17 protein-coding genes are annotated in these 19,543 nt (G+C 68.8%); 9 read left to right on the forward strand and 8 right to left on the reverse strand.

Going from position 1 to position 19,543, the window contains the following annotated elements:
- Positions 1-6 precede the first annotated feature (6 nt).
- The 6 genes from ACNQFN_RS13245 (at position 7) to ACNQFN_RS13270 (ending at position 7,815) form a co-directional block, all read left to right on the forward strand.
- Positions 7-837, forward strand: coding sequence for an ABC transporter permease (locus ACNQFN_RS13245; protein ID WP_068636620.1), 831 nt, complete (start codon positions 7-9; stop codon positions 835-837).
- Positions 838-866: 29 nt separating this feature from the next.
- Positions 867-1,400, forward strand: a complete 534-nt coding sequence (locus ACNQFN_RS13250) for a nitrous oxide reductase accessory protein NosL (RefSeq protein WP_418646732.1) — start codon at positions 867-869, stop codon at positions 1,398-1,400.
- Positions 1,401-1,878: 478 nt separating this feature from the next.
- Positions 1,879-2,928, forward strand: coding sequence for an efflux RND transporter periplasmic adaptor subunit (locus ACNQFN_RS13255; protein WP_418646733.1), 1,050 nt, complete (start codon positions 1,879-1,881; stop codon positions 2,926-2,928).
- Positions 2,873-6,178 (forward strand): efflux RND transporter permease subunit, encoded by a 3,306-nt coding sequence (locus tag ACNQFN_RS13260; protein ID WP_418646734.1) that lies wholly within the window; start codon positions 2,873-2,875, stop codon positions 6,176-6,178. Before ACNQFN_RS13255 ends, ACNQFN_RS13260 begins: the two co-directional genes overlap by 56 nt.
- A gap of 34 nt (positions 6,179-6,212) precedes the next feature.
- Positions 6,213-6,422, forward strand: coding sequence for a YgaP family membrane protein (locus ACNQFN_RS13265; RefSeq protein WP_068636624.1), 210 nt, complete (start codon positions 6,213-6,215; stop codon positions 6,420-6,422).
- A 19-nt stretch (positions 6,423-6,441) separates the two neighbouring features.
- Complete coding sequence (locus ACNQFN_RS13270; protein WP_418646735.1) at positions 6,442-7,815, forward strand: TolC family protein; 1,374 nt, start codon at positions 6,442-6,444, stop codon at positions 7,813-7,815.
- Positions 7,816-7,921: 106 nt separating this feature from the next.
- Here ACNQFN_RS13270 and ACNQFN_RS13275 read toward each other — a convergent pair whose 3' ends face one another.
- The 5 genes from ACNQFN_RS13275 to ACNQFN_RS13295 all read right to left on the reverse strand — a co-directional run bounded on the left by ACNQFN_RS13275 (position 7,922) and on the right by ACNQFN_RS13295 (position 12,243).
- Entirely contained in the window at positions 7,922-8,608 is a 687-nt protein-coding gene (locus ACNQFN_RS13275) for a cytochrome b/b6 domain-containing protein (RefSeq protein ID WP_068636626.1), read from the reverse strand.
- Between the two features lie 4 nt (positions 8,609-8,612).
- Positions 8,613-10,193 (reverse strand): tetrathionate reductase family octaheme c-type cytochrome, encoded by a 1,581-nt coding sequence (locus tag ACNQFN_RS13280; RefSeq protein WP_418646736.1) that lies wholly within the window; start codon positions 10,191-10,193, stop codon positions 8,613-8,615.
- 367 nt (positions 10,194-10,560) lie between these two features.
- The gene (locus ACNQFN_RS13285) at positions 10,561-11,547 is read right to left on the reverse strand and encodes an SLAC1 anion channel family protein (RefSeq protein ID WP_418646737.1); all 987 of its coding nucleotides are present in this window, start codon (positions 11,545-11,547) and stop codon (positions 10,561-10,563) included.
- A gap of 22 nt (positions 11,548-11,569) precedes the next feature.
- Positions 11,570-11,809 (reverse strand): DUF2141 domain-containing protein, encoded by a 240-nt coding sequence (locus ACNQFN_RS13290; RefSeq protein WP_418646738.1) that lies wholly within the window; start codon positions 11,807-11,809, stop codon positions 11,570-11,572.
- A 17-nt stretch (positions 11,810-11,826) separates the two neighbouring features.
- On the reverse strand, positions 11,827-12,243 hold the full coding sequence (locus tag ACNQFN_RS13295) for a hypothetical protein (RefSeq protein WP_418646739.1): 417 nt from the start codon (positions 12,241-12,243) through the stop codon (positions 11,827-11,829).
- A 484-nt stretch (positions 12,244-12,727) separates the two neighbouring features.
- Here ACNQFN_RS13295 and trxC point away from each other — a divergent pair, with 484 nt between their 5' ends.
- Together trxC and ACNQFN_RS13305 are read left to right on the forward strand one after the other, a co-directional pair.
- Entirely contained in the window at positions 12,728-13,162 is a 435-nt protein-coding gene (trxC, locus tag ACNQFN_RS13300; protein WP_418646740.1) for a thioredoxin TrxC, read from the forward strand.
- A 228-nt stretch (positions 13,163-13,390) separates the two neighbouring features.
- Positions 13,391-14,101 carry a class I SAM-dependent methyltransferase gene (locus ACNQFN_RS13305; RefSeq protein ID WP_068636631.1) on the forward strand — a complete coding sequence of 237 codons (711 nt, stop codon included), beginning with the start codon at positions 13,391-13,393 and terminating at the stop codon, positions 14,099-14,101.
- A 127-nt stretch (positions 14,102-14,228) separates the two neighbouring features.
- On the opposite strand, the gene ACNQFN_RS13310 is transcribed toward ACNQFN_RS13305, so the two are convergent.
- The 3 genes from ACNQFN_RS13310 to ACNQFN_RS13320 form a co-directional block, all read right to left on the reverse strand.
- Positions 14,229-15,611, reverse strand: coding sequence for an APC family permease (locus ACNQFN_RS13310; protein WP_217999595.1), 1,383 nt, complete (start codon positions 15,609-15,611; stop codon positions 14,229-14,231).
- The gene (locus tag ACNQFN_RS13315) at positions 15,608-16,432 is read right to left on the reverse strand and encodes an SAM-dependent methyltransferase (RefSeq protein WP_418646741.1); all 825 of its coding nucleotides are present in this window, start codon (positions 16,430-16,432) and stop codon (positions 15,608-15,610) included. The genes ACNQFN_RS13310 and ACNQFN_RS13315 overlap by 4 nt, the downstream gene beginning before the upstream one ends.
- 79 nt (positions 16,433-16,511) lie before the next feature.
- Positions 16,512-18,470, reverse strand: coding sequence for a TonB-dependent receptor domain-containing protein (locus tag ACNQFN_RS13320; protein ID WP_418646742.1), 1,959 nt, complete (start codon positions 18,468-18,470; stop codon positions 16,512-16,514).
- A gap of 123 nt (positions 18,471-18,593) precedes the next feature.
- On the opposite strand from ACNQFN_RS13320, the gene ACNQFN_RS13325 reads away from it, so the two are divergent.
- The gene (locus tag ACNQFN_RS13325; RefSeq protein WP_418646743.1) at positions 18,594-19,514 is read left to right on the forward strand and encodes a LysR family transcriptional regulator; all 921 of its coding nucleotides are present in this window, start codon (positions 18,594-18,596) and stop codon (positions 19,512-19,514) included.
- The last annotated feature ends 29 nt before the right edge of the window (positions 19,515-19,543 follow it).

Here is a 19,543-nt window from a genome sequence, read left to right on the forward strand (position 1 = left end):
CGGACCATGGAGTTTTCGCAGATCGCCGCCATCGCCGGCAAGGAATTCTGGGACCGCATCCGCAACCGCTGGGTGCTGGCGGTGGCGCTGGTGTTTACCGCCTTCGCGCTGTCGATCGCCTATTTCGGCGCCGCCCAGCAGGGCGCGGTGGGTTTCCGCTCGATCGAGGTGACCATCGCCAGCCTGGTCAGCCTGGTGATCTACCTGATCCCGCTGATCGCGCTGGTGCTCGGCTTCGACGCCATCGTCGGCGAGCGCGAGCGCGGCTCGCTCGACCTGCTGCTGTCGATGCCGATCACCCGCGTCGAGCTGCTGCTGGGCAAGTACCTCGGCCTGGCCGGCGCGCTGGCCTTTTCCACCATCGCCGGCTTCGGCCTGGTCGGCGTCGTGCTGTCGGCCCAGCTCGACCTCAATGCGCTGTACCACTACCTGGGCTTCATGATCAGTTCGGTGCTGCTCGGCTGCGCCTTCCTCAGCCTGGCGGTGATGCTGTCGGTGTTCGCCGCCGACCGCACCCGCGCCTCGGGCCTGGCGATCGCGATGTGGTTCTTCTTCGTGCTGATCTTCGACCTGCTGCTGCTCGGCGTGCTGGTCGTCACCGCCGGCCAGTGGGGCGGCGAGGCGCTGCCCTACCTGCTGCTGCTCAATCCGGCCGACGTCTTCCGCATCCTCAACATCTTCTCGCTCGAGGACGTGCGCACGCTGTACGGCCTGGCCACCGTGTTCCCGCCCGCGCTGGCCAGGCCCTGGCTGCTCGGGCTGGTGATGGCCGGCTGGATCGCGCTGCCGCTGGCCATCGCCGCCTGGCGCTTCCGCCTCGGCGCGGGCCGCGCCTGACAACCCAAGATTGCGACAGGAGAACAGACATGTGCACACACCACGGCTGCCGCCACACCCCCCGGTCATCCTTCGACCGGCGCCGCTTCCTGGCCGCCGGTGTCGCCACCGGCCTGCTCGCGGCCTGCGGCGGCACGGACGGCGGCAGCGCTTCGGTCGTCGCGCTCGAGATCGAGCGCAGCACCAGCTGCGCGCTCGACGGCATGCTGCTGGCCGACTACCCCGGCCCCAAGGCGCAGATCCATTACGCCGGCGTGGCCGAACCCGACTGGTTCTGCGACACGCTGGAGATGTTCAACATCCACCTCAGCCCGGAGCAGGCGCGCCGCGTCACCGGCATTTTCGTGCAGGACATGGGCAAGGCCGACTGGGACGCGCCGGCCGGCCACTGGATCGATGCCCGCCAGGCCTTCTACGTCTTCGGCTCGAAGCGGCTGGGCTCGATGGGGCCGACCGCCGCTTCGTTCGCAACCGAGGCCGATGCCCGGGCCTTCGCCGCACAGCACGGCGGCAAGGTGCTGAAGTTCAGCGACGTCACGCCAGACATGGCCATTCCCGAGTGACTGATTTCGATTTATGGGCCAGAGCTACCACTGGCAATCCGTCAGGTCGCTGATTACCTTTCTTCCCACGGATCGATGACGGTCAGGCCGGCAGCCTCAAAAGGTGTGGCGTCACGTGTGGCGACCATGAAAGCACGCGCGGCAGCCGTGGCGGCGGCATGAGCGTCTGCCCTGCCGACGGCCAGACCTTCTGCCCGAGCTCGAGCCATCAGATCTGAGTAGGCCTGATGGCGCTTCATGGGAATGCAATCATTGACGCAATATCAGGAGTTGGACCCCCTTCGAGCGTTTTGCCGCTCGGGGGCAGCATCTTGCTGCGCTCATCGGACAAGCAGCTCAGTGCCCTGCACATCACAACGCGGCGATCTGCAAACAATAAATTAGAAATTTCTAATATAATGGTCACGCAATGCACAACCGATAAGCCCCGGTTCGCCAGACTCCCTGTCATCCATTCCGTTCCACGCACAGCCCACCCATGCTCCCTCTCCGCCAGAAAACCCTGGTCTGCGCGCTGTTGTCGGCCGCCTGCCTCCCCTGGCCACCCGTGCTGGCCAGCCCGCCGGACGGAACGGTCGCGCCTGCAACGGTATCCGCCCAGGCGGCCGGCGTCGGCACCGGCACCGCCCATGCCGGCCGCGTAGAGGCGGTGCGCAGCGCCACGGTGGCGGCGCAGGTGGCCGGCACGATCACCGCGCTGCACGTGAAGGCCGGCGATCGCGTGGCGGAAGGCCAGGTACTGCTACACATCGACAGCCGCGTGGCCGGGAAAACCGCGCAGGCCAGCGCCGCACAGACCGAGGCCGCCGTCGCGGTGCTGACCGCCGCCCGCAGCGAATTCGCGCGCCAGCAGCGCCTGTTCGAGAAACGCTACATCAGCCAGGCGGCGCTGGAGCGCGCCGAAGCGCAGTACAAGGCCGCCGCAGCCCAGGCCAGGGCGCAGCAGGCCGCGGCGGACGCGGCGGACACGCAGGCCGGGCTGTCCGTGCTGCGGGCACCGTTCGATGCGATCGTCGCCGAGGTGCCGGTGGAGACCGGCGACATGGCCATGCCCGGCAGTCCGCTGCTGGCGCTGTTCGCCCCCGACGCGCTGCGCGTGGTCGCCGACGTGCCGCAGGGCGCCGTGCCGGCCGACGCCGCGGCGCCGGACATCAGGCTGGAACTGCCCGACGGCCGCATGCTTTCCCCCGCCGCGGTGGAGGTGCTGCCCACGCTCGATGCGCGCAGCCATACCGTGCGGCTGCGGCTGGCGCTGCCGCCGGCGGCCGGGGCGGTGGCACCCGGCAGCTATGCCCGCGTCTGGCTGGCGGACGCCGCGCCGCGCGCCGCCGTACTGGTGCCGCGCCGGGCCGTCGTGCGCCGCGCGGAGATGACCGGGCTGTACGTACTGGATGCGCAGCAGCGCCCGCTGCTGCGCCAGGTGCGGCTGGGCGCCGAACGCGGCGAGCAGGTGGAAGTGCTCGCCGGCGTCGATGCGGGCGAGGCGGTGGTGGTGGACCCGCAGGCCGCCGCGCGGCTGCGCCGCTGACGAGGGGGCCGGCTTGAGCACTGCAGAACACGGCACCGGCCCGGGCCTCTCCGGCCGCATCGCCGCCGCCTTCCAGGCCGCACGGATCACGCCCCTGCTGGCCCTGCTCGGGCTGCTGATGGGGCTGTTCGCGATGCTGGTGACGCCGCGCGAGGAAGAACCGCAGATCGACGTCACCATGGCCAGCGTGATGGTCGCCTTTCCCGGTGCCTCGGTGCGCGAGGTCGAGCAGATGGTGGCCTCTCCCGCCGAACAGGTGCTCGCCGGCATGGCGGGGGTGGAGCACGTCACCTCCGCCTCCTACCCCGGCCAGGCGCTGCTGACCGTGCAGTTCGAGGTTGGCGTGCCGCGCACCGAGGCGCTGGTGCGCCTGCACGACGCGCTCGATTCGCATGCCGACTGGCTGCCCGCCGGGCTGGGCGTGCTGCCGCCGATCGCCAAACCGCGCGGCATCGACGACGTGCCCATCGTCAGCCTGACGCTATACACCGATGCCGCCGACCAGGGCGCCTACGATCTGGCGCGCGTGGCGCACAGCATCGAGGCCGAACTCAAGCGCGTGCCCGGCACGCGCGAGGTGTGGACTCTCGGCGGCCCCGGCCGCGCCGTGCTGGTGCAGCTCGACCCGGCGCGCCTGCGCAGCCACGGCGTCAGCGTCGGCGAGCTGCACCAGGCATTGCAGGCCGCCAATGCGGGCGGCCCGGCGGGCGAACTGCTCGCCGGCAACCAGGCCATCCAGGTGGATACCGGTGCCTTCCTGCAGGATGCCCGCGACGTGGCCGAACTGGTGGTGGGCGCGCACGACGGCCGCCCGGTGCTGCTCGGCGACGTGGCCGAGGTGCGCCTGGGGCCGCCGCCCGCCGCCAGCTACGTCTGGCACGGCACCACCGGCGGACAGGCGGCCGAATACCCGGCGGTGACACTGGCGGTCAGCAAGAAACCCGGCGAGAACGCCATCGACGTCGCCGACCGCCTGATGGAGCGGGTGGAGAGCCTCAAGGGCACGGTGATCCCCGACGCCGTGCAGGTGGCCGAAACGCGCAACTACGGCGCCACCGCCGACGACAAGGCGCGCCAGCTGATCCAGAAGCTGCTGTTCGCCACCGCCTCGGTGGTGGCGCTCGTATTCTTCGCGCTGGGGCGGCGCGAGGCGGCCATCGTCGGCATCGCCGTGCTGCTGACCCTGACCGTGACCCTGTTCGCCTCCTGGGCCTGGGGCTTCACCCTCAACCGCGTGTCGCTGTTCGCGCTGATCTTCTCGATCGGCATCCTGGTGGACGACGCCATCGTGGTGGTGGAGAACATCCACCGCCACCAGCACCTGCACCCCGGCCGGCCGCTCGCCGCGATCATCCCCGCCGCGGTCGACGAGGTCGGCGGCCCGACCATCCTGGCGACCTTCACGGTGATCGCCGCGCTGCTGCCGATGGCCTTCGTCAGCGGCCTGATGGGCCCCTACATGAGCCCGATCCCGATCAACGCCAGCATGGGCATGCTGCTGTCGCTGGCGATCGCGTTCACCGTCACCCCCTGGCTGGCGCGGCTGTGGATGCGCGAGGTGCCCGCCGGTACGAATGCCAGCCACGGCGCCGATGCCGCGCGGCCGTGGCTGGCGCGGCTGTTCCACCGCATCTTCGATCCGCTGCTGGACGCGCGCCGCGGCCGGCGCAGGCGCTGGCTGCTCGGACTCGCGGTGATGCTGCTGATCGCCGCCTCCCTGGTGCTGCCGGCCACCGGGTTGGTACTGCTGAAGATGCTGCCCTTCGACAACAAGTCGGAAATCCAGGTGGTGGTGGACATGCCCGAAGGCACGCCGCTGGAGAAGACCGCCGCGGTGCTGCGCGAACTGGGCGCGCATCTGTCCACGGTGCCGGAAGTCAGCGACTACCAGGCCTATGCGGGCACCGCCGCGCCGATCAACTTCAACGGCCTGGTGCGCCAGTACAACCTGCGCAGCGGCGGCGCGGTGGGTGACCTCCAGGTCAACCTGCGGCCGAAATCCGAACGCCGCGAGCAGAGCCACGCCATCGCCACGCGCCTGCGCGCGCCGCTGCAGGCCATCGGTGCGCGCCACGGCGCCAACGTCAAGATCGTCGAAGTGCCGCCCGGCCCGCCGGTGCAGGCACCCATCGTCGCCGAAATCTACGGCCCGGAGGCGGAAGGCCGCCACGCGCTGGTGCGGCAGGTGCGCACGGTGTTCGAGAACACGCCCGGCGTTGTCGATGTGGACGACAGCACCACCAGCGCCGCCCCCCGCGTCCTGCTGCGGGTGGACCGGCGCAAGGCCGCCGCGCTGGGCGTGGCCCAGGCCGACGTGGTGCAGACGCTGCAGGCCGGCCTCGGCGGCCTGGCCGCCACCTATGTGCACGACGGCAGCAGATACCCGGCCCCCGCCTGGCTGCAACTGCCGCCGCACCTGCACGGCGAACTGGACGCACTGCTGCAGTTGCCGGTGCGTTCCGCCGCAGGCGCCCTGGTGCCGGTGCGCGAGGTGGTGCGCATCGACGACGGCGTGCGCGAACAGCCCGTCTTCCACAAGGATCTGCTGCCGGTCGATTACGTCACCGCCGACATGGCCGGCGCGGTCGACAGCCCGCTGTACGGCATGTTCGCGATGCGCGGCGAACTGCTCGCCCTGCCCACCCCCAACGGCGGCGCGCTGGGCGAATACTTCATCCGCCAGCCGCTGGACCCGTGGCGCGAATACGCCATCAAGTGGGACGGCGAATGGCAGATCACCTACGAGACCTTCCGCGACATGGGCGCCGCCTACGCCGTCGGGCTGCTGCTGATCTACCTGCTGGTGGTGGCGCACTTCGGCTCCTACCTGATGCCGCTCGTCATCATGGCGCCGATCCCGCTGACGCTGATCGGCATCCTGCCCGGCCACGCACTGCTGCACGCGCCATTCACCGCCACCAGCATGATCGGCATGATCGCGCTGGCCGGCATCATCGTGCGCAACTCCATCCTGCTGGTGGACTTCATCCGCCTGCAGCAGGCGCAGGGCGTGGCGCTGGAACGGGCCATCGTGCAGTCGGCGATCATCCGCGCCCAGCCCATCGCGCTGACCGCGCTGGCGGCCATGCTGGGCGCCTTCTTCATCCTCGACGACCCGATCTTCAACGGCCTGGCGATCGCGCTGATCTCCGGGATCCTGGTGTCCACGCTGCTGACGCTGGTCGTCATCCCCCTGCTCTACTACGTCGCCTACCGCCCGCGCGGCGGCACCGGGCAGCCCCATGCCTGATCCTTCCCCCACCTTCCCCTCGAGGAGAACCGCCATGACATCCTGGCAGATCGTGCGCATCGCCGCCGGCTTCTTCATCCTGCTGTCCCTCGCCCTGGGCGTGCCGGGCAGCCCCGTGTTCGTGAACCAGTGGTGGCTGGCGTTCACCGTCTTCGTCGGCCTCAACCTGCTGCAGAGCGGCTTCACCCGGTGGTGCCTGCTGGAAACCCTGCTGCGCAGGCTGGGCGTGCCGCCGGGCTGCTGAACCGTCACCGGAACGCGCCATGATCCGCCGCCTCACGCTGGCCCCGCTGTGTGCCGCGCTGCTGCTGGCCGCCGCCGGCGCCCGCGCCACGCCCCTGCCGCAGTTGTGGGAAGCTGCCCAGGCCCATGCGCCCGTCCTGCACTCGGCCCGCGCCGCCCGCTTGGCGGGGCAGAGCCGCAGCGACCAGGCGCGCGCCCTATGGCGGCCCGACCTGGTCATCGGTGCCGCCGCCGGTTATGCCGACGCCAGCAGCCTGACCCGCGGTGCGCAGTTCGCCGCGCCGGGCTTCGGCAGCACCGGCGGCGTGCGCTTCGAGACCGACGTCAGCCACGCCCGCAGCGGCAACTGGAGCCTGGTGCTGATGCAGCCGCTCTACAGCCCGCAGCGCAGCGCCCGGCAGCAGTTGCTGGAGATCTCCGCCGCGAGCGCCGAGCTGCAGTGGCAGGCCGCCCGCCAGAACCTGATGTTGCATCTGACCGAAACCTATTTCGCGCTGGCGCTGGCCGAGGAATCGCTGCACGTGCTGCGGCGGCAGCAACAGGCGGTGGAACGCATCCTCACCGAAACCCGCGACCGCTTCGAACTGGGCGACCTGCCGGTGACGGATACCCACGAAGCCCACGCGCGCGCCGAAGCCGTGCGTGCCCAGGTGCTGGCCGCCGAAACCGAACTGGATCTGCGCCGCAACGCGCTGGCCGACCTGACCGGCATCCGCCTGGCGGACGGCGAGGCACGCCTGCCCCAGGCCCTGCGGCAAACGCCGCAGACCGCGCCCCTGGATGACTGGCAGGCCCGCGCCGCGCAGCACAACCCGCAGTGGCTGCTGATGGAACAGCAGGTGGCCGCGGCCGCCCGCGAAGCCGCCCGCCACGGCCCGCTGGACGACGCCCGGCTGGATCTGGTGGCCAGGGTCGGCAGCGAACACCTCAGCGGCGACGGCCGCGGCGGCAGCGCCGCGAACCACGGCCGCGAGGCCTGGGCCGGCGTGCAGTTCACCTTGCCGCTGTCCACCAGCGGCCTGCGCAGCGCCCAGCAGCGGGAAGCCCTGCATCTGCTCGACCAGGCCCGCGCCGACCGCGACCTGCTCCGCCAGCAGATCGATCAGCGCATGCGCAGCGCCTGGCTGGGCCTGACCACCGGCAGCGCCCGCGTGCAGGCGCTGCAGGCGGGCGCAGAAGCCAGTCTGGCACAACTGGAAGCCACCCGGCTCGGCCTGGAGGCCGGCGACCGCAGCACGCTGGATCTGCTCAATGCCGAAAACGCCCATGCCGCCGCCCGGCTGGCGCTGGACGAGGCGCGCGTGCAGTTGCTGCTGCACCGTCTGCAGCTCGACGCGCTGGCCGGCGGGCTGGACGAAGGCGCTCTGGCGTGGGCCTGGGCGCAGGCCCGCTGAGCCAGCCCCGCCATGCCCTTCTCGCCCGCTGGCGCCGGCACGGCAGGGCATGGCGATGAGCTCGATGCGGCAATCCATGCCACGGTGAATCCTGCCCGGTGCCGGTTCATGGCATGCCGCTCCGCGCCGGATCGTCGCCCCCCTGGAGCGAGCGGCCGGACCGGGCGGGGTCGCCCTCCGGTTCCTCGTCCTCCCAGCCGGTGATCATCGCCTTGATGTGGGCGAACACCGTGTGCCCGGTGGTGGTGAGATACACGTGCACGATGAAGAACACCAGCATCATGAAGGCGCCCGCGGTGTGGGCGGTGGCCACCCATTCCAGTTCCAGCCAGCGGTCGACGCCGTAATCCCCCCACCAGGCGTAGAAGAGGTAGAACAGACCGGAGACCCAGATGACGGGCGAGACCACCGCCAGCAGCGCCAGGTAGGCCAGGCGCTGCAGCGGATTGTGCTTCTTGAGCGCGGTCTTGTGGTAGGGGTGGGGGGCGCCGCGGAAGATGCCCCAGGCGTAGTAGCGCACCATGGCGTCCACCTTCTTCAGCGTGGGGATGTACTGCCGCCACTCGCCGGTGGTGAATTGCCAGAAGATGGTGAAAGCCCACAGCACCAGCAGCGCCCAGGCGGCCAGGGTGTGGTACTCCACCGCGCGGCGGAAGCCGAAATTCTCGTAGGCGCCGGCGATCTCGAAGCCGGTGAGCATCATGAAGACGATCAGCACGGCCTGGGACCAGTGCCAGAAACGCTCGTAGCGCTTGAAGACGTAGATGCGGCGCACGGGTCGATGTTCGTTCATGGTGTCACTTCCCCCGGTAGTGGGTGAGGATGCGCAGCGCGCCATGGATCAGCACGCCGGCCAGGGCCGCGAGCGCGGCCAGCCAGCCGGCGGTGCGCAGCAAGGGGAAGCCGTCGCGGCCCGGAACGTAGATGCCCTCCACCCCCGCCAGGCGTCCGTCCCGGCTGTGGCATTCGTGGCAGGCCACGGCCCGCTCCTTGGGCGCCACCATGTGGGTGATCGGCCAGATCATGCGGGTGGCGGCGAAATCGAACTTGCCGCTGTAGGGCTGGCCCGTGGCCGCGGCGCCGGCGGCCAGCGCCTTGGGCCAGTCGAAGTTGTACCAGAAGGCGGTGTCGTCCGGCGTGGCGGTGTGCGGCACCAGCAAGGTGCGGTGCTCCACGTCGTAAGGCTGCTTGCCGTGGAAGATCTTCACCGGCCAGATACGTGCGTCCGGGTCGTCCGGGCCGCCGTGGAAGGTGTTGATCGCCACCTCGGCGGACGGATCGATGCGGGTGTCGATCGTGGTGTAGGTGACCTTGCCGTTGAACCACAGGTAGTCGGGCACCACGTTCTCGCCGAGGACGAAGTCGCCCTTCTTGCTGTCGTAGATCACGTGGCCCTTATCGTCCTTCTTCTGGAAGGGCTTGCCGTTCTGGTCCATCCGGCCGGCGGTGGACCAGTCCCAGCCCATCTTGGTGGGCACGCCGCCGCGCGCGAAGCTCGGGATGTGGCAGGCCTGGCAGGCCAGGGTGTCCGTGTGGGCATTGAGCCGTCCGGCATGCAGCAGGCTTTCCTTGTGCGGCTTGTCGCCGTGGCAGGATTGGCAGGTGGCCGGATTGCGTTCGCTCTTCTGGCCGCGCACGAGGGGGCCGTGGGGATCGGCGGCGGTCATGGCGATGCGGCTGCCGGGCACCTTGTGCTCTTCGGCCTGGTGGCAGTCGCTGCAGGCGAAGTTAAGGCCGTCCTGCGCCATGTGCACGTCCAGTTCGCGCGGCGCGGCGTTGAGGGAGGAATCCAGGTCGCCGTGCTTCACGCCGTCCCCGCCGCCGCCGTAGTAGTGGCAGGTGCCGCAAGTCTCGCGCGAGGTGTGGCCCACATGCTGCGCCACCCGGGCGAGATCGGTGGCCTCGACGAACTTGCCCGAGCCGGGCGGCCATTCCATGCGCTCGTAGGCCGGGTGCCCGGCCAGCCCGGAGAGCTTCTTGTATCCCCCTGTGTTGTGGCAGGCCAGGCAATCCACCTTCTCCTCGGCGGAGAAGTCGAAACTGTCGTCCTTCCAGCCGTAGCCCACGTGGCAGGACTGGCAGAAGGCTTCATTGGACTTGTCGCCGATGCAGAAGCCGTTGAGCATGGTCTTCTTGCCCAGCTTCGTGCCGTCGGCGGGGTTCGCGTATTCCCAGGTCCAGTGGCGGGTGGCCATGACCTGCCTGGCCGCCTCGGTGTGACAGGACAGACAGGCGCGGGTGACGTCCTCACCGCTGGCAAACGGACCCTGCAGTTCCTTGAACTTGCCGTGGTCGGCGGTGGCCGCCAGGGCGCTGCCTGCCATCCATAGCGCCACGCCGAGTGCGCATGCCGCGCCCCGGCCGATCATGGTCTCCATGCTCCTCTTCCTTTTCTTTTCTAATGCCCGGCACCCCTGGATGCCCGGTCGGGATGTGAAACGAAGGCAGGAAAGAACATCCGGGCAACGGCCCCTGCCAGGAGAGTTCAGGGGGCAGCGAAGCGACGCTGCGGTGGCTGTTCAGTCGGGCATTTCCGCCTCAGTGTCGGGTGTATCAAGGAACATGCCAGAATCCACGGCAACCATGATTTAAATAAATTGCTTTTAAAAACAACAATATGAAACTTGAACCCAGCCATTCCGGAGCGAGCCGGCACTGCCAGCGGCGCGTGCCATGACAGTTCATGGCAGCATCTGGCGTCAATCCTGGCAGGCCGGCCGAGTGGCCGGCCCCCTCATCGCACCCCTATTCGGGCACGCAGATTCTGTGTCCGGCCGCCGCCGCGAGGGTCTTCACCGCCAGCAGGGCGACCACCGCGCTGAGTGTCGCCAGCAGCACCCAGGACAAGCCCGCATGGAAGACGGAGCCGCTGCGCGCGCTCATCTCGAAGGTGGCGATCGTCATCGCCGCCAGCGGGAAGGAATAGGCCCAGGCCGAAATGAAAAACGACAGACGGAAGAAGCGCGCGGCATTGCTCGCCAGCAGCAGGGTCAGGAACAAGGCGGTGAAGTACAGCACGCGGGCGAAGGCGTCGAGCTGGCCGGTCAGCGCCACGTAGGAAATGAAACCCACCGCGGGCGGCGCGATCAGGATGAACAATGTCGGCGTCAGGCGCGCCGGCAGCGGTTCGTGGAAGAACAGGCGGTAGAGCACGATGGTCATCAGCACCAGCCAGAACACCAGCCCGATGCTGAAGAAGAACCAGCTGACGTCCGCCGGGGCGAAATGCACGCCGGCGATCGGCACGAGGATGTTGCCCACCACCGGAATGAACCAGGCCGGGTTGGCGTGCTTGATGTCGTAATGGGTGTGGTGGATCCAGCTGCTCATGGCGAACAGCGTGAACGTCAGGTGGACCGCGGCGCCGATGCCCCACAGCCAGCGTGCCACGGCAGGCGCGTCCTGGGCCCAGGCGATACCGAGCAGGATGAGGCCGATCGAGATGGCGGGAAAGAAATTGAGCCGTACCGGGTGGGCCCAGTCGGCGCGCACGGCGTCCGGATGGCGCAGCACCTTGGCGGCGTAGACCGCCAGCAGGAACACGTACAGGCCGCTCGCCAGCCAGCGCAGCACGATGCCGGCCTCCGGCGGTACGCCGCCGCCGTGGTGCGCCTTGAGCCAGGCGATGGCCAGCCCGGCCACGCCCATGACGGTGGAAAACAGGGCGACGGGGAAATGCGCCAGCCACCCTGCGTGATCAACGGGTGCTGTGCTGGAAGCGGGGACGGTCATGGGAAGCTCCTGGGCCGGCGAATCAGTAGCGGATGTCGATGCGGACTTCGTGCGGCGCGGCGCCGGACACGAGCTCGAAGGCGCTGTCCTCGAAGGCCGGGGGCCCCGAAACACTCGGATTGTTCGACAGCCCGTAGCCTTCGGTCGGGAACATACCGAAGCGCCGGTTGAGTTCGCCGTTACCGTCTTCGTCGTGGTAGGCCATGATGGCATAGCGGCCGGGCGGCAGCCCGTCGAACTCGACCCGCAGTTCGCCCGGCACGGCGGCCCCGTATCCGCTCAGAATCCGATGAGCTTGCGGTTCGGTTCCAGCAGGGCGCGCCCCATGTCGGCGGGCTTGGCCGGCCTGATGCCATCCTTGAGGTCCTCCGGCTTGTTTCCGGAGTTGGGCAGGTAGAGTGCGCAGACCGAGGCCGTCGCCCCCTTCTTCAGCGCGGCGTCGAGCAACTGCGCGGGGGTGACGTCGTTGGGCTTCAGGGCTTCGCCCCCCGCATTCCTGAGTGCCAGATCTCCGGCCTTGTCGCACAGCAGGATGTCGACCTGGGCGCCTTGCTCCTGCATCTGGTTGGCGAGGACCATGGCCATGCCTTGCGTCATGGTGCTGGCGTCGTTGAGCACGACGGTGACGGCCTGCTTGTCGGCGAGCGCGGCGCCGGAACCGAGTGCGAAGGCAAGTGCGATGAGGGTTTTCTTCATGATGCAACTCCTTGTGGACGAAAGATGTGAACGTTCGGCGAAGCGGCGTTCAAGGCGGGGGCCGCCATTCACGCGCCGAGTTCCGGATAGGCCTTCTTCAGCCGGTGATCGGCGAAGAAGGCCCCCGAAGGGCAGCAGCGCGCCATGGCGTCAAATATAAGATTATGCTAATACAACATCGAGCTGAATACCAACCTGTCGGCCATGGCGTCATGCAATGACCTGCCGCTCCCCATGCCGATCAAGATGCATGCCTGCGCTCCCCGCTCCGCTCCATCGCCTCATCTGCATGATTCTTCACCGCTTTCGAACCTGCTCGATACCTGCCATGGCAGGCATTTCCTGCCACCTATGGCAGCACCGCCACAAACGGCAGCCCTCTCCCCGCCGCCGGGAGGCCGCCGCGCGGCCCCGCCTTTCCTTGAACCATCGCGTTCCGGCCCGATATGCCGGACGAGCACCACGAACCAGGATGCCCACGACCATGAACGCCCCACTCCATCTCGTCTGCCCCCACTGCCACGCCGTCAACCGCCTGCCGGCCGAGCGCCTGGGTCAGGCGCCCAACTGCGGCCAGTGCCACCGTCCCCTGTTCGACGGACAGCCCGTGGAACTCGACGCGGCGGCCTTCCCCCGCCACCTTGCCCGCAACGACATTCCGCTGCTGGTGGATTTCTGGGCGCCCTGGTGCGGCCCCTGTCGCATGATGGCGCCCCACTTCGCCGAAGCCGCGCGCCTGCTGGAACCGCGGGTACGGTTGGCTAAGGTAGACACGGAGGCGGCACCGCAACTGGGCGCCCAGTACGGCATCCGCAGCATTCCCACGCTGGCGCTGTTCGCCGGCGGCAAGGAAGTCGCGCGCCAGACAGGCGCCATGGGCGCCCAGGGCATCGTGCGCTGGGTAGACAGTCACCTGTGAGAGCAGGTACGCGATCTGCTCCGCATCCGGCAAACTGCCTCGGATGCGGAGCAAGCGATGCCCGGATGATTCGGCGACTTTGGAAAGGTTGCTGGAGCAGTACAGGCGATTTTGCCGACATCTGGTCCGGATCTGCCGTCGACCACTGCGTTTCCGCCTCTTTGTATGGGCGCGCACCCTCTTCAATATTATCTATTTCTCATATTTCGCCCCCCGCCCGGACCAGCCATGAAGATTGCCGACCCCGCCCAGACTTCCCTGCTCAACGAAATGGAGTTGCTGCTCGGAACCTTGCCCCTCGACGGTGCAGCAGTGCTGGAACTGGGCTGCGGCAAGGCCCAGAAGACACGGACCCTGGCCGAGAGCGGCAGGGTTGCGCACATTCTCGCGCTGGAGGTGGATGCCATCCAGCACGAGCGCAACCTGGAAATCACCGATCTGCCCCAGGTGGAGTTCCGCCATGGCGGGGCCGAAGCCATCCCTGCGGAAGACGGCCGCTTCGACGCCGTGCTGATGTTCAAGTCCCTGCACCACGTCCCGGCCGGACACATGGATCGCGCCTTGCGCGAAATCGCCCGCGTACTCAGGCCGGGCGGCCTGGCATGGATTTCCGAGCCGGTTTACGCCGGCGACTTCAACGAGATCCTGCGCCTGTTCCACGACGAAAAGGCAGCGCGCGAAGCTGCCTTCGCCGCGGTGTGCAAGGCGGTGGACGACGGCAGCCTGCACCTCGAACGGCAACTCTTCTTCAACACCCGGAGCCACTACCGGGGTTTCGCCGACTTCGACGCCCGCATCATCCGCGTCACCCATACCGACCACCGCCTGTCCGATGACGTCCATCGGCAAGTGCGGGACAGGTTCAACGCACACCTGACGCCGGAGGGCGCCACCTTCCATACGCCCAACCGGGTGGACATCCTGCGCAAGCCGGCCTGAATCACAACGACGTCACCCATCCGCGTCTCCCATTGTGCCGGGCTGATGATGCAGCGCATGTTCTCCACACTCACCCTCTCCTGGCGGCCTTCCGGTAACGCGTGCCGTCTCTTTGTCAGCCCCTTCCTCATCCCTCCTGCACCGTCCCGCGGCCAGCCGCCGTGAACAGGCGGTAGAGCCCCACGCCAGCCCCCAGAGTGAGCAGCCCGTACAAGGCCACCTGCGGACGGCTGAACAGCGAGTAGGCCACGATCCACAGATTGCCGCCCAGGAACAGCAGCGGTGTCAGCGGATAGCCCCAGGCGCGGTAGGGACGCGGCAGGTCCGGCTCGCGCCGGCGCAGGCGCAGCAGCCCGGCCACGGTGAGCATGGCCGACAGCGACAGGGTGAAGCCGATGTAGATCAGCAGGGTGTCGAAGGCCGCGGTGAGGATCATGCCGATGGCGATCAGGGCCTGGAACAGGATGGCCTGCGCCGGGGTGTGGCGGGCCGCGTCCACCTGGCCGAAGCGGCGGAAGAACAGGCCGTGGCTGGCCATGGCGTAGTACACCCGCGGCCCGGCCATGATCATCGCGCTGACCACCGACAGCAGCCCCAGCGCGATGGCCAGCCCCACCAGCGCGCCCGCGCGCGGGCCGAACAGCGCGGCGGCCGCGCCGCTGCCCACTTCCAGCATGCCGGCCATCTGCTCCGGCGGCAGGGCGTAGACGTAGACCAGGTTCAGCAGCAGGTACAGCACGCTGACGAAGGCGGTGCCGAGCAGCAGGGCCAGCGGCAGGTTGCGTTCCGGCCGGCGGATTTCCGCCCCCAGGTAGGCGGCGGCGTTCCAACCGCTGTAGGCGAAGGAGACGAAGATCAGCGCCACGGCGAAACCGGCGCCATCCACCGGGCGCCCGTCGCCGAACAGCGCGGCCTCGACGCGCGCCGCATCGCCCTCGCCGAAGGCCAGCCCGGCCACGATCAGCACGACGATGAAGGCCACCTTGAACACGGTGAGCACGTTCTGCACGCCCTGCCCCATGCGCAGGCTGTGGTAATGCACGAGCGAGAACACCACCACCGCGGCAATGGCGAGCACGGAGACAGGCGACAGGGCGAGCCACGGGTGGCCGCCCGCTTCCAGGCTCCACCAGGCTTCCCGCGCGCCGCCGAGAAAATAGGTGGCAAAGGCGATGGCCGCCGCGGCGATGGGCGCGGAAAAACCGACGATGAGGGAAATCCAGCCCGACACGAAGGCCGGCAGCGGGCCGAAGCTGCGCCGCAGGTAGGCGTACTCGCCGCCGGCCTCGGGCAGCATGGCGCCCAGTTCGCCGTAGCACAGCGCGCCGGCCAGGGCGAACAGCGCGCCGATGGCCCAACAGGCCAGCAGGGCCTGGGTGCTGCCCAGTTCGCCGAGGATGAAGCCGGAGGTGGTGAACACCCCGGTGCCCACCATGTTGGCCACCACCAATACGGTGGCCGCGCCCAGCCCCATCTCGCGCCGCAGGCCGCCGGCCAGCGTGTTCTTCACCGCAGGAAGTCGCCCACGTAGATCAGGTGCTCGAAGGGCAGCTTGTCGCCGCCCAGGCGTTCCAGCACGGTATCCAGCGTGGCCTGCAGCACCGCCTGCCGATCCGCCGCGCCGGCGTGGGAGACGATGGCGATGGGCGTGTCGCCCGGATAGTGGCGCTTGAGCTGGTCGACGGCCTCGGGCAGGTTCATGCCCATGGTGAAGAACACCAGCGTGGAGCGGGTCTCAGCCAGTTTGGCGAGCGTGTCGCGGCCCTGGTAGTTCTCCCGCATGCCGGCGGCGGCGGTAAGAATCACCGAACGGCTCTCGCCGCCGCTGGTGATGCTGCGCCCCAGCGCGGCGTTGGCGGCGTTGAAGCTGGAGATGCCGGGCACCACCACCGGGCTCAGGTCGCTGAATTCGCGCAGGTAGCCGGTTTGCGGGCCGTAGAGGGTGGGGTCGCCGTAGTCGATGACGGCCACGGTCTTGCCCGCCTGCACCGCCGCGCGGATGATGCGGCGGGTTTCCGCCTCCTGTTCGCGCAGCTTGTCGTCCGGGGCGTCGCGCCGCGACAACGTGCCGAACAGGCCATGGCCCGCCTCGTGCATTTCCTTGCCGACGAGCAGTTCCGGCAGGCGCTCGCGCAGGCGCTGCATGCCGAACACGATGTCCGCCTGCTGGATGATCTTCTGCGCCCGCACGGTGATGTTGTCGGGGTCGCCGATGCCCACGCTGACCAGATACAGGCCGCCGGCCTGCCCGGCGAAGGAATGGCCGGCAAGAAGCAGCAGCCCGGCGAGGGCGAGGCGGCGCAGCAAGGCGCCGGATTGCTTGGCAAACATGAAAGACTCCGTGGAAATAGGAAAAAACAGGAAAAAGCAGAAAAAGGAGAGGCCGCCGGAACCGCCGGCGGCGGGTGGATCAGAAGCGGTAGCTGGCGCTCAGGCGCACGTCGCGCCCCGGTTCATGGACGATGTTGTCGGTGCCGGCGGCAATCGAAGTCTGGCTGCTGTAGCGCTTGTCGCCCAGGTTGCGGATGGCCAGCGCCAGGCTCAGGCCGCGCACGGCGGCGGGCTGCCATGCGGCCTGGAGGTCGTGCAGGGCATAGCCGGGCCGCTCGATCTGCCCGGCCGGCACGCGCGACAGGCGCTTCACGGCAGTCAATGTATAGCCCAGTGTCAGGCCGTCGGCCACGCGCCACTGGTTGTCCCACACCAGCCGGTCGCCGGTGGGCGCGTTGCGGCGCCGGCTGATGGCGACCGGATCGCCGTGCTGGTTCTCGCTGTTCACCCGGCTGTAGGCGAGCCGGGTGCCGTAGGCGCCGAGGCGCCAGCCCGCGCGCAGATCCCAGCCGGTGGAAATCAGCGTGTCCGGGTTGTTGCGGATCGCGCTGACCTGCCCGCCGCCACCGCCCACGCGCTCGATGGTGTCGTACAGGTAGGACCGGAACAGCGTCAGTTCAAGGTTCACCTGGTCGCCAGCGCGCAGCAGGTCGCCGCCCGCATAGCGCAGGCCGCCTTCGCGCTGGCGCGAGCGTTCCGGTTCGAAGGGATTGCCGTCGTTGAAATTGGTGCTCTCGGTGATGTTGGTCATCCAGGAAGCGGGAATCAGCCCGCTGCCACGCACCGCCTCGCCGTAGCCGGCAAAGGCCGTGACGCCCCGCCCCAGGTCCAGCTCCACGCCCGCGTTGGGCGAAACCTCGCTGCCGCTGACGCTGCGCGGGCCGTACTCGGCATCGAAATCGTCATGGCGCGCACCCACGGACACCAGCAGGGGGCCGAAGGCGATGCGGTCCTGGATGAACAGGGCGCGGTTCCTGGACGTCGTGGTCTGCTTGACGCTGCGGAAATCCAGCCCGGTCAGGTCTTCGGAAAACCAGTCCATGCCCACGGTGAGCCAGTGGCGGGTCGGCCCCAGGCCGAAGCTGAAGGTGTTGCGCAGTTCGCCGCCGGTTTTCTCGCCGCGCATCTCGGTGTCGGTGGTGACGTTCTTCAGACTGTCCTCGTTGCGGTACAGGTTGAAGCGCCAGTCGATCCAGGGCGTATCGGCGGAACGGTAGCTGTGGTTGAGCACGTGGGTGTTGCGTTCGCTTTCCTGATACACGGGCACCGAGCCTTCCGGCGCATAGCCCATGTCGCTGCCGGTGCTGCCCCACAGGTACAGGCCACGGTTGGTGTTGCGCTCGGTGCTCAGGCGCAGGCTGTGGCCGGCCTGTTCCAGCAGGCTGAACTTGAGGAAGTAGTCGCGGTCCCGCCCGGCGGTGTTGGGCGCGTCATCGCCGCCGCCGATGCGGTAATCCTCGGCGTTCTGCGCCGAGACATGGCCGAGCAGGCCCATGCCCTCGCCCAGCAGGCCGTACACCGTGGTGGCGCCGCGCCACGCCTCGTCCGCGCTGGCGTAACCGGCCTTGAGCCGCACGCCCGCGCGCCGCTGCGGATCGAGCAGGTCCTGGGCATCCACGGTCTCGAAGCGGATGCTGCCGCCCAGCGCGCCCGGCCCCCGGTCCGCGCCGGGGCCGGCCTGGATGTCCACGCGCTTGAGCAGGTCGGGGTCGATGCCGCCGATGCCGCCGCGATGCTGGTGCAGGTTGCGGCCCTGGCTGGCGCCATCGATGGAGATGTTGAGGTTGCTGCCTTCCATGCCGCGCAGGTAGATGCGCTGGGCGTTGCGCCCGCCGCCGCCCACGCTGACCGAGGATTCGGTGGCGAACACCTCCGCCATGTCCCGCGCCTGGGTGCGTTGGAGGGTTTCCGCAGTGATCTCTCTGCTTTCTGCGGAGAAGGCGCGCACTTCCACCTCGGGCAAGGTGGTCTGGGCATGGCTGGCGGTCATCCAGCCAGACGCCAGCACGGCGGCAAGCGCGGTCATTCGTGGAGCCATTGGTCTGCCTCTTTGTTGCACATGTAAATCACTCTCAATATCATCCAATATTAGAGATTCACCCTGTGCTGAAGAAGCCACATCCGCGGAACACCCCGTTCCGCAAATGCGTCCGCAACCGCCATGATCGATTTCGACCCCCTGCGCGCCGTCCTCGCGCTGGCCCGGCACCACAGCCTGAGTGCCGCGGCACGCGCGCTGGACTGCCCCAAGTCCACCCTGAGCCGGCGCATCGCGCTGGTCGAGCAGACGCTGGGGCACGCCCTGACCCGGCAGGAGAACGGCCGGCTGATCCTCACGGAAGCCGGCTGGCATTACGCCGAATACTGCGAGCGCATTCTCGAACTGGCCGACGAGGGACGGCGCGCAGTGGACCAGCTTGCCACCGGCATCAGCGGTGAGCTGCGCATCGGGATCAGCCCGGAAATGACCCGGGGCTGGATCAGCCGGGCGCTGAACGAATTCCTCGATCACTACCCGGGCCTGCGCCTGGATGTCCATGTGGCCCACTCCGGCACCCTGACGAACGGAACGGGGCTGGATCTGTGGATCCAATGCGGAGAAGCGGCCCTGCCCGGCATGAAGCGCCTGCCGCTGGGGCGCTGGGAACGCCGCATCTACACCGCCGCGCCCCCCGACAGCCCCTGCCGCAATCTGGACGGCCCGGACGGACTGCCGGACTGCCCATGGATCTGCCTGGCCGGAGAGGCTCAGCAAACCGTCCTGCGCCATGCCGGCGATGGGACATGCCGCAGCGTGCAACTCACCCCCCGCCTGCGGGTGGCCTCCATGCAGATGCTGGCCGATTGCATCGCGCGCGGCTACGGCATCGGCATCCTGCCTTCCTGGCTGGCCGAATGTCCCCGCCACGGGCTCCGCGGACAGTTCAGCCGGGTGCTGGACGGCTGGCAGGCACCCGCCATCGAACTGGCCCTGTATCTTCCGCCCGGCCCGCGCACCCGGCGCTGCGACCTGCTGGTCGAGCACCTGCACACCCGGCTGCCGCCGCGCTGGGCGCTCGAGCAATGTACCGAAGGCACCTAACGGAAGTCCGGAAGGGATTCCGCGCAACG

Origin of the sequence: Thauera butanivorans (assembly GCF_048398245.1) — a bacterium.
In the GTDB taxonomy this organism is placed as follows: Bacteria; Pseudomonadota; Gammaproteobacteria; order Burkholderiales; family Rhodocyclaceae; genus Thauera; species Thauera butanivorans.

Bases quoted from the DNA above. Each gene is read 5' to 3' on its own strand.
- ACNQFN_RS13325 (WP_418646743.1), top strand. From the start codon at position 18,594: ATGATCGATTTCGACCCCCTGCGCGCCGTCCTCGCGCTGGCCCGGCAC.
- ACNQFN_RS13245 (WP_068636620.1), top strand. From the start codon at position 7: ATGGAGTTTTCGCAGATCGCCGCCATCGCCGGCAAGGAATTCTGGGAC.
- ACNQFN_RS13305 (WP_068636631.1), top strand. From the start codon at position 13,391: ATGAAGATTGCCGACCCCGCCCAGACTTCCCTGCTCAACGAAATGGAG.
- ACNQFN_RS13265 (WP_068636624.1), top strand. From the start codon at position 6,213: ATGACATCCTGGCAGATCGTGCGCATCGCCGCCGGCTTCTTCATCCTG.
- ACNQFN_RS13315 (WP_418646741.1), bottom strand. From the start codon at position 16,432: ATGTTTGCCAAGCAATCCGGCGCCTTGCTGCGCCGCCTCGCCCTCGCC.
- ACNQFN_RS13280 (WP_418646736.1), bottom strand. From the start codon at position 10,193: ATGGAGACCATGATCGGCCGGGGCGCGGCATGCGCACTCGGCGTGGCG.
- ACNQFN_RS13275 (WP_068636626.1), bottom strand. From the start codon at position 8,608: ATGAACGAACATCGACCCGTGCGCCGCATCTACGTCTTCAAGCGCTAC.
- ACNQFN_RS13295 (WP_418646739.1), bottom strand. From the start codon at position 12,243: ATGAAGAAAACCCTCATCGCACTTGCCTTCGCACTCGGTTCCGGCGCC.
- ACNQFN_RS13270 (WP_418646735.1), top strand. From the start codon at position 6,442: ATGATCCGCCGCCTCACGCTGGCCCCGCTGTGTGCCGCGCTGCTGCTG.
- ACNQFN_RS13320 (WP_418646742.1), bottom strand. From the start codon at position 18,470: ATGGCTCCACGAATGACCGCGCTTGCCGCCGTGCTGGCGTCTGGCTGG.
- ACNQFN_RS13285 (WP_418646737.1), bottom strand. From the start codon at position 11,547: ATGACCGTCCCCGCTTCCAGCACAGCACCCGTTGATCACGCAGGGTGG.
- ACNQFN_RS13260 (WP_418646734.1), top strand. From the start codon at position 2,873: ATGCGGGCGAGGCGGTGGTGGTGGACCCGCAGGCCGCCGCGCGGCTGC.
- ACNQFN_RS13250 (WP_418646732.1), top strand. From the start codon at position 867: ATGTGCACACACCACGGCTGCCGCCACACCCCCCGGTCATCCTTCGAC.
- trxC (WP_418646740.1), top strand. From the start codon at position 12,728: ATGAACGCCCCACTCCATCTCGTCTGCCCCCACTGCCACGCCGTCAAC.
- ACNQFN_RS13255 (WP_418646733.1), top strand. From the start codon at position 1,879: ATGCTCCCTCTCCGCCAGAAAACCCTGGTCTGCGCGCTGTTGTCGGCC.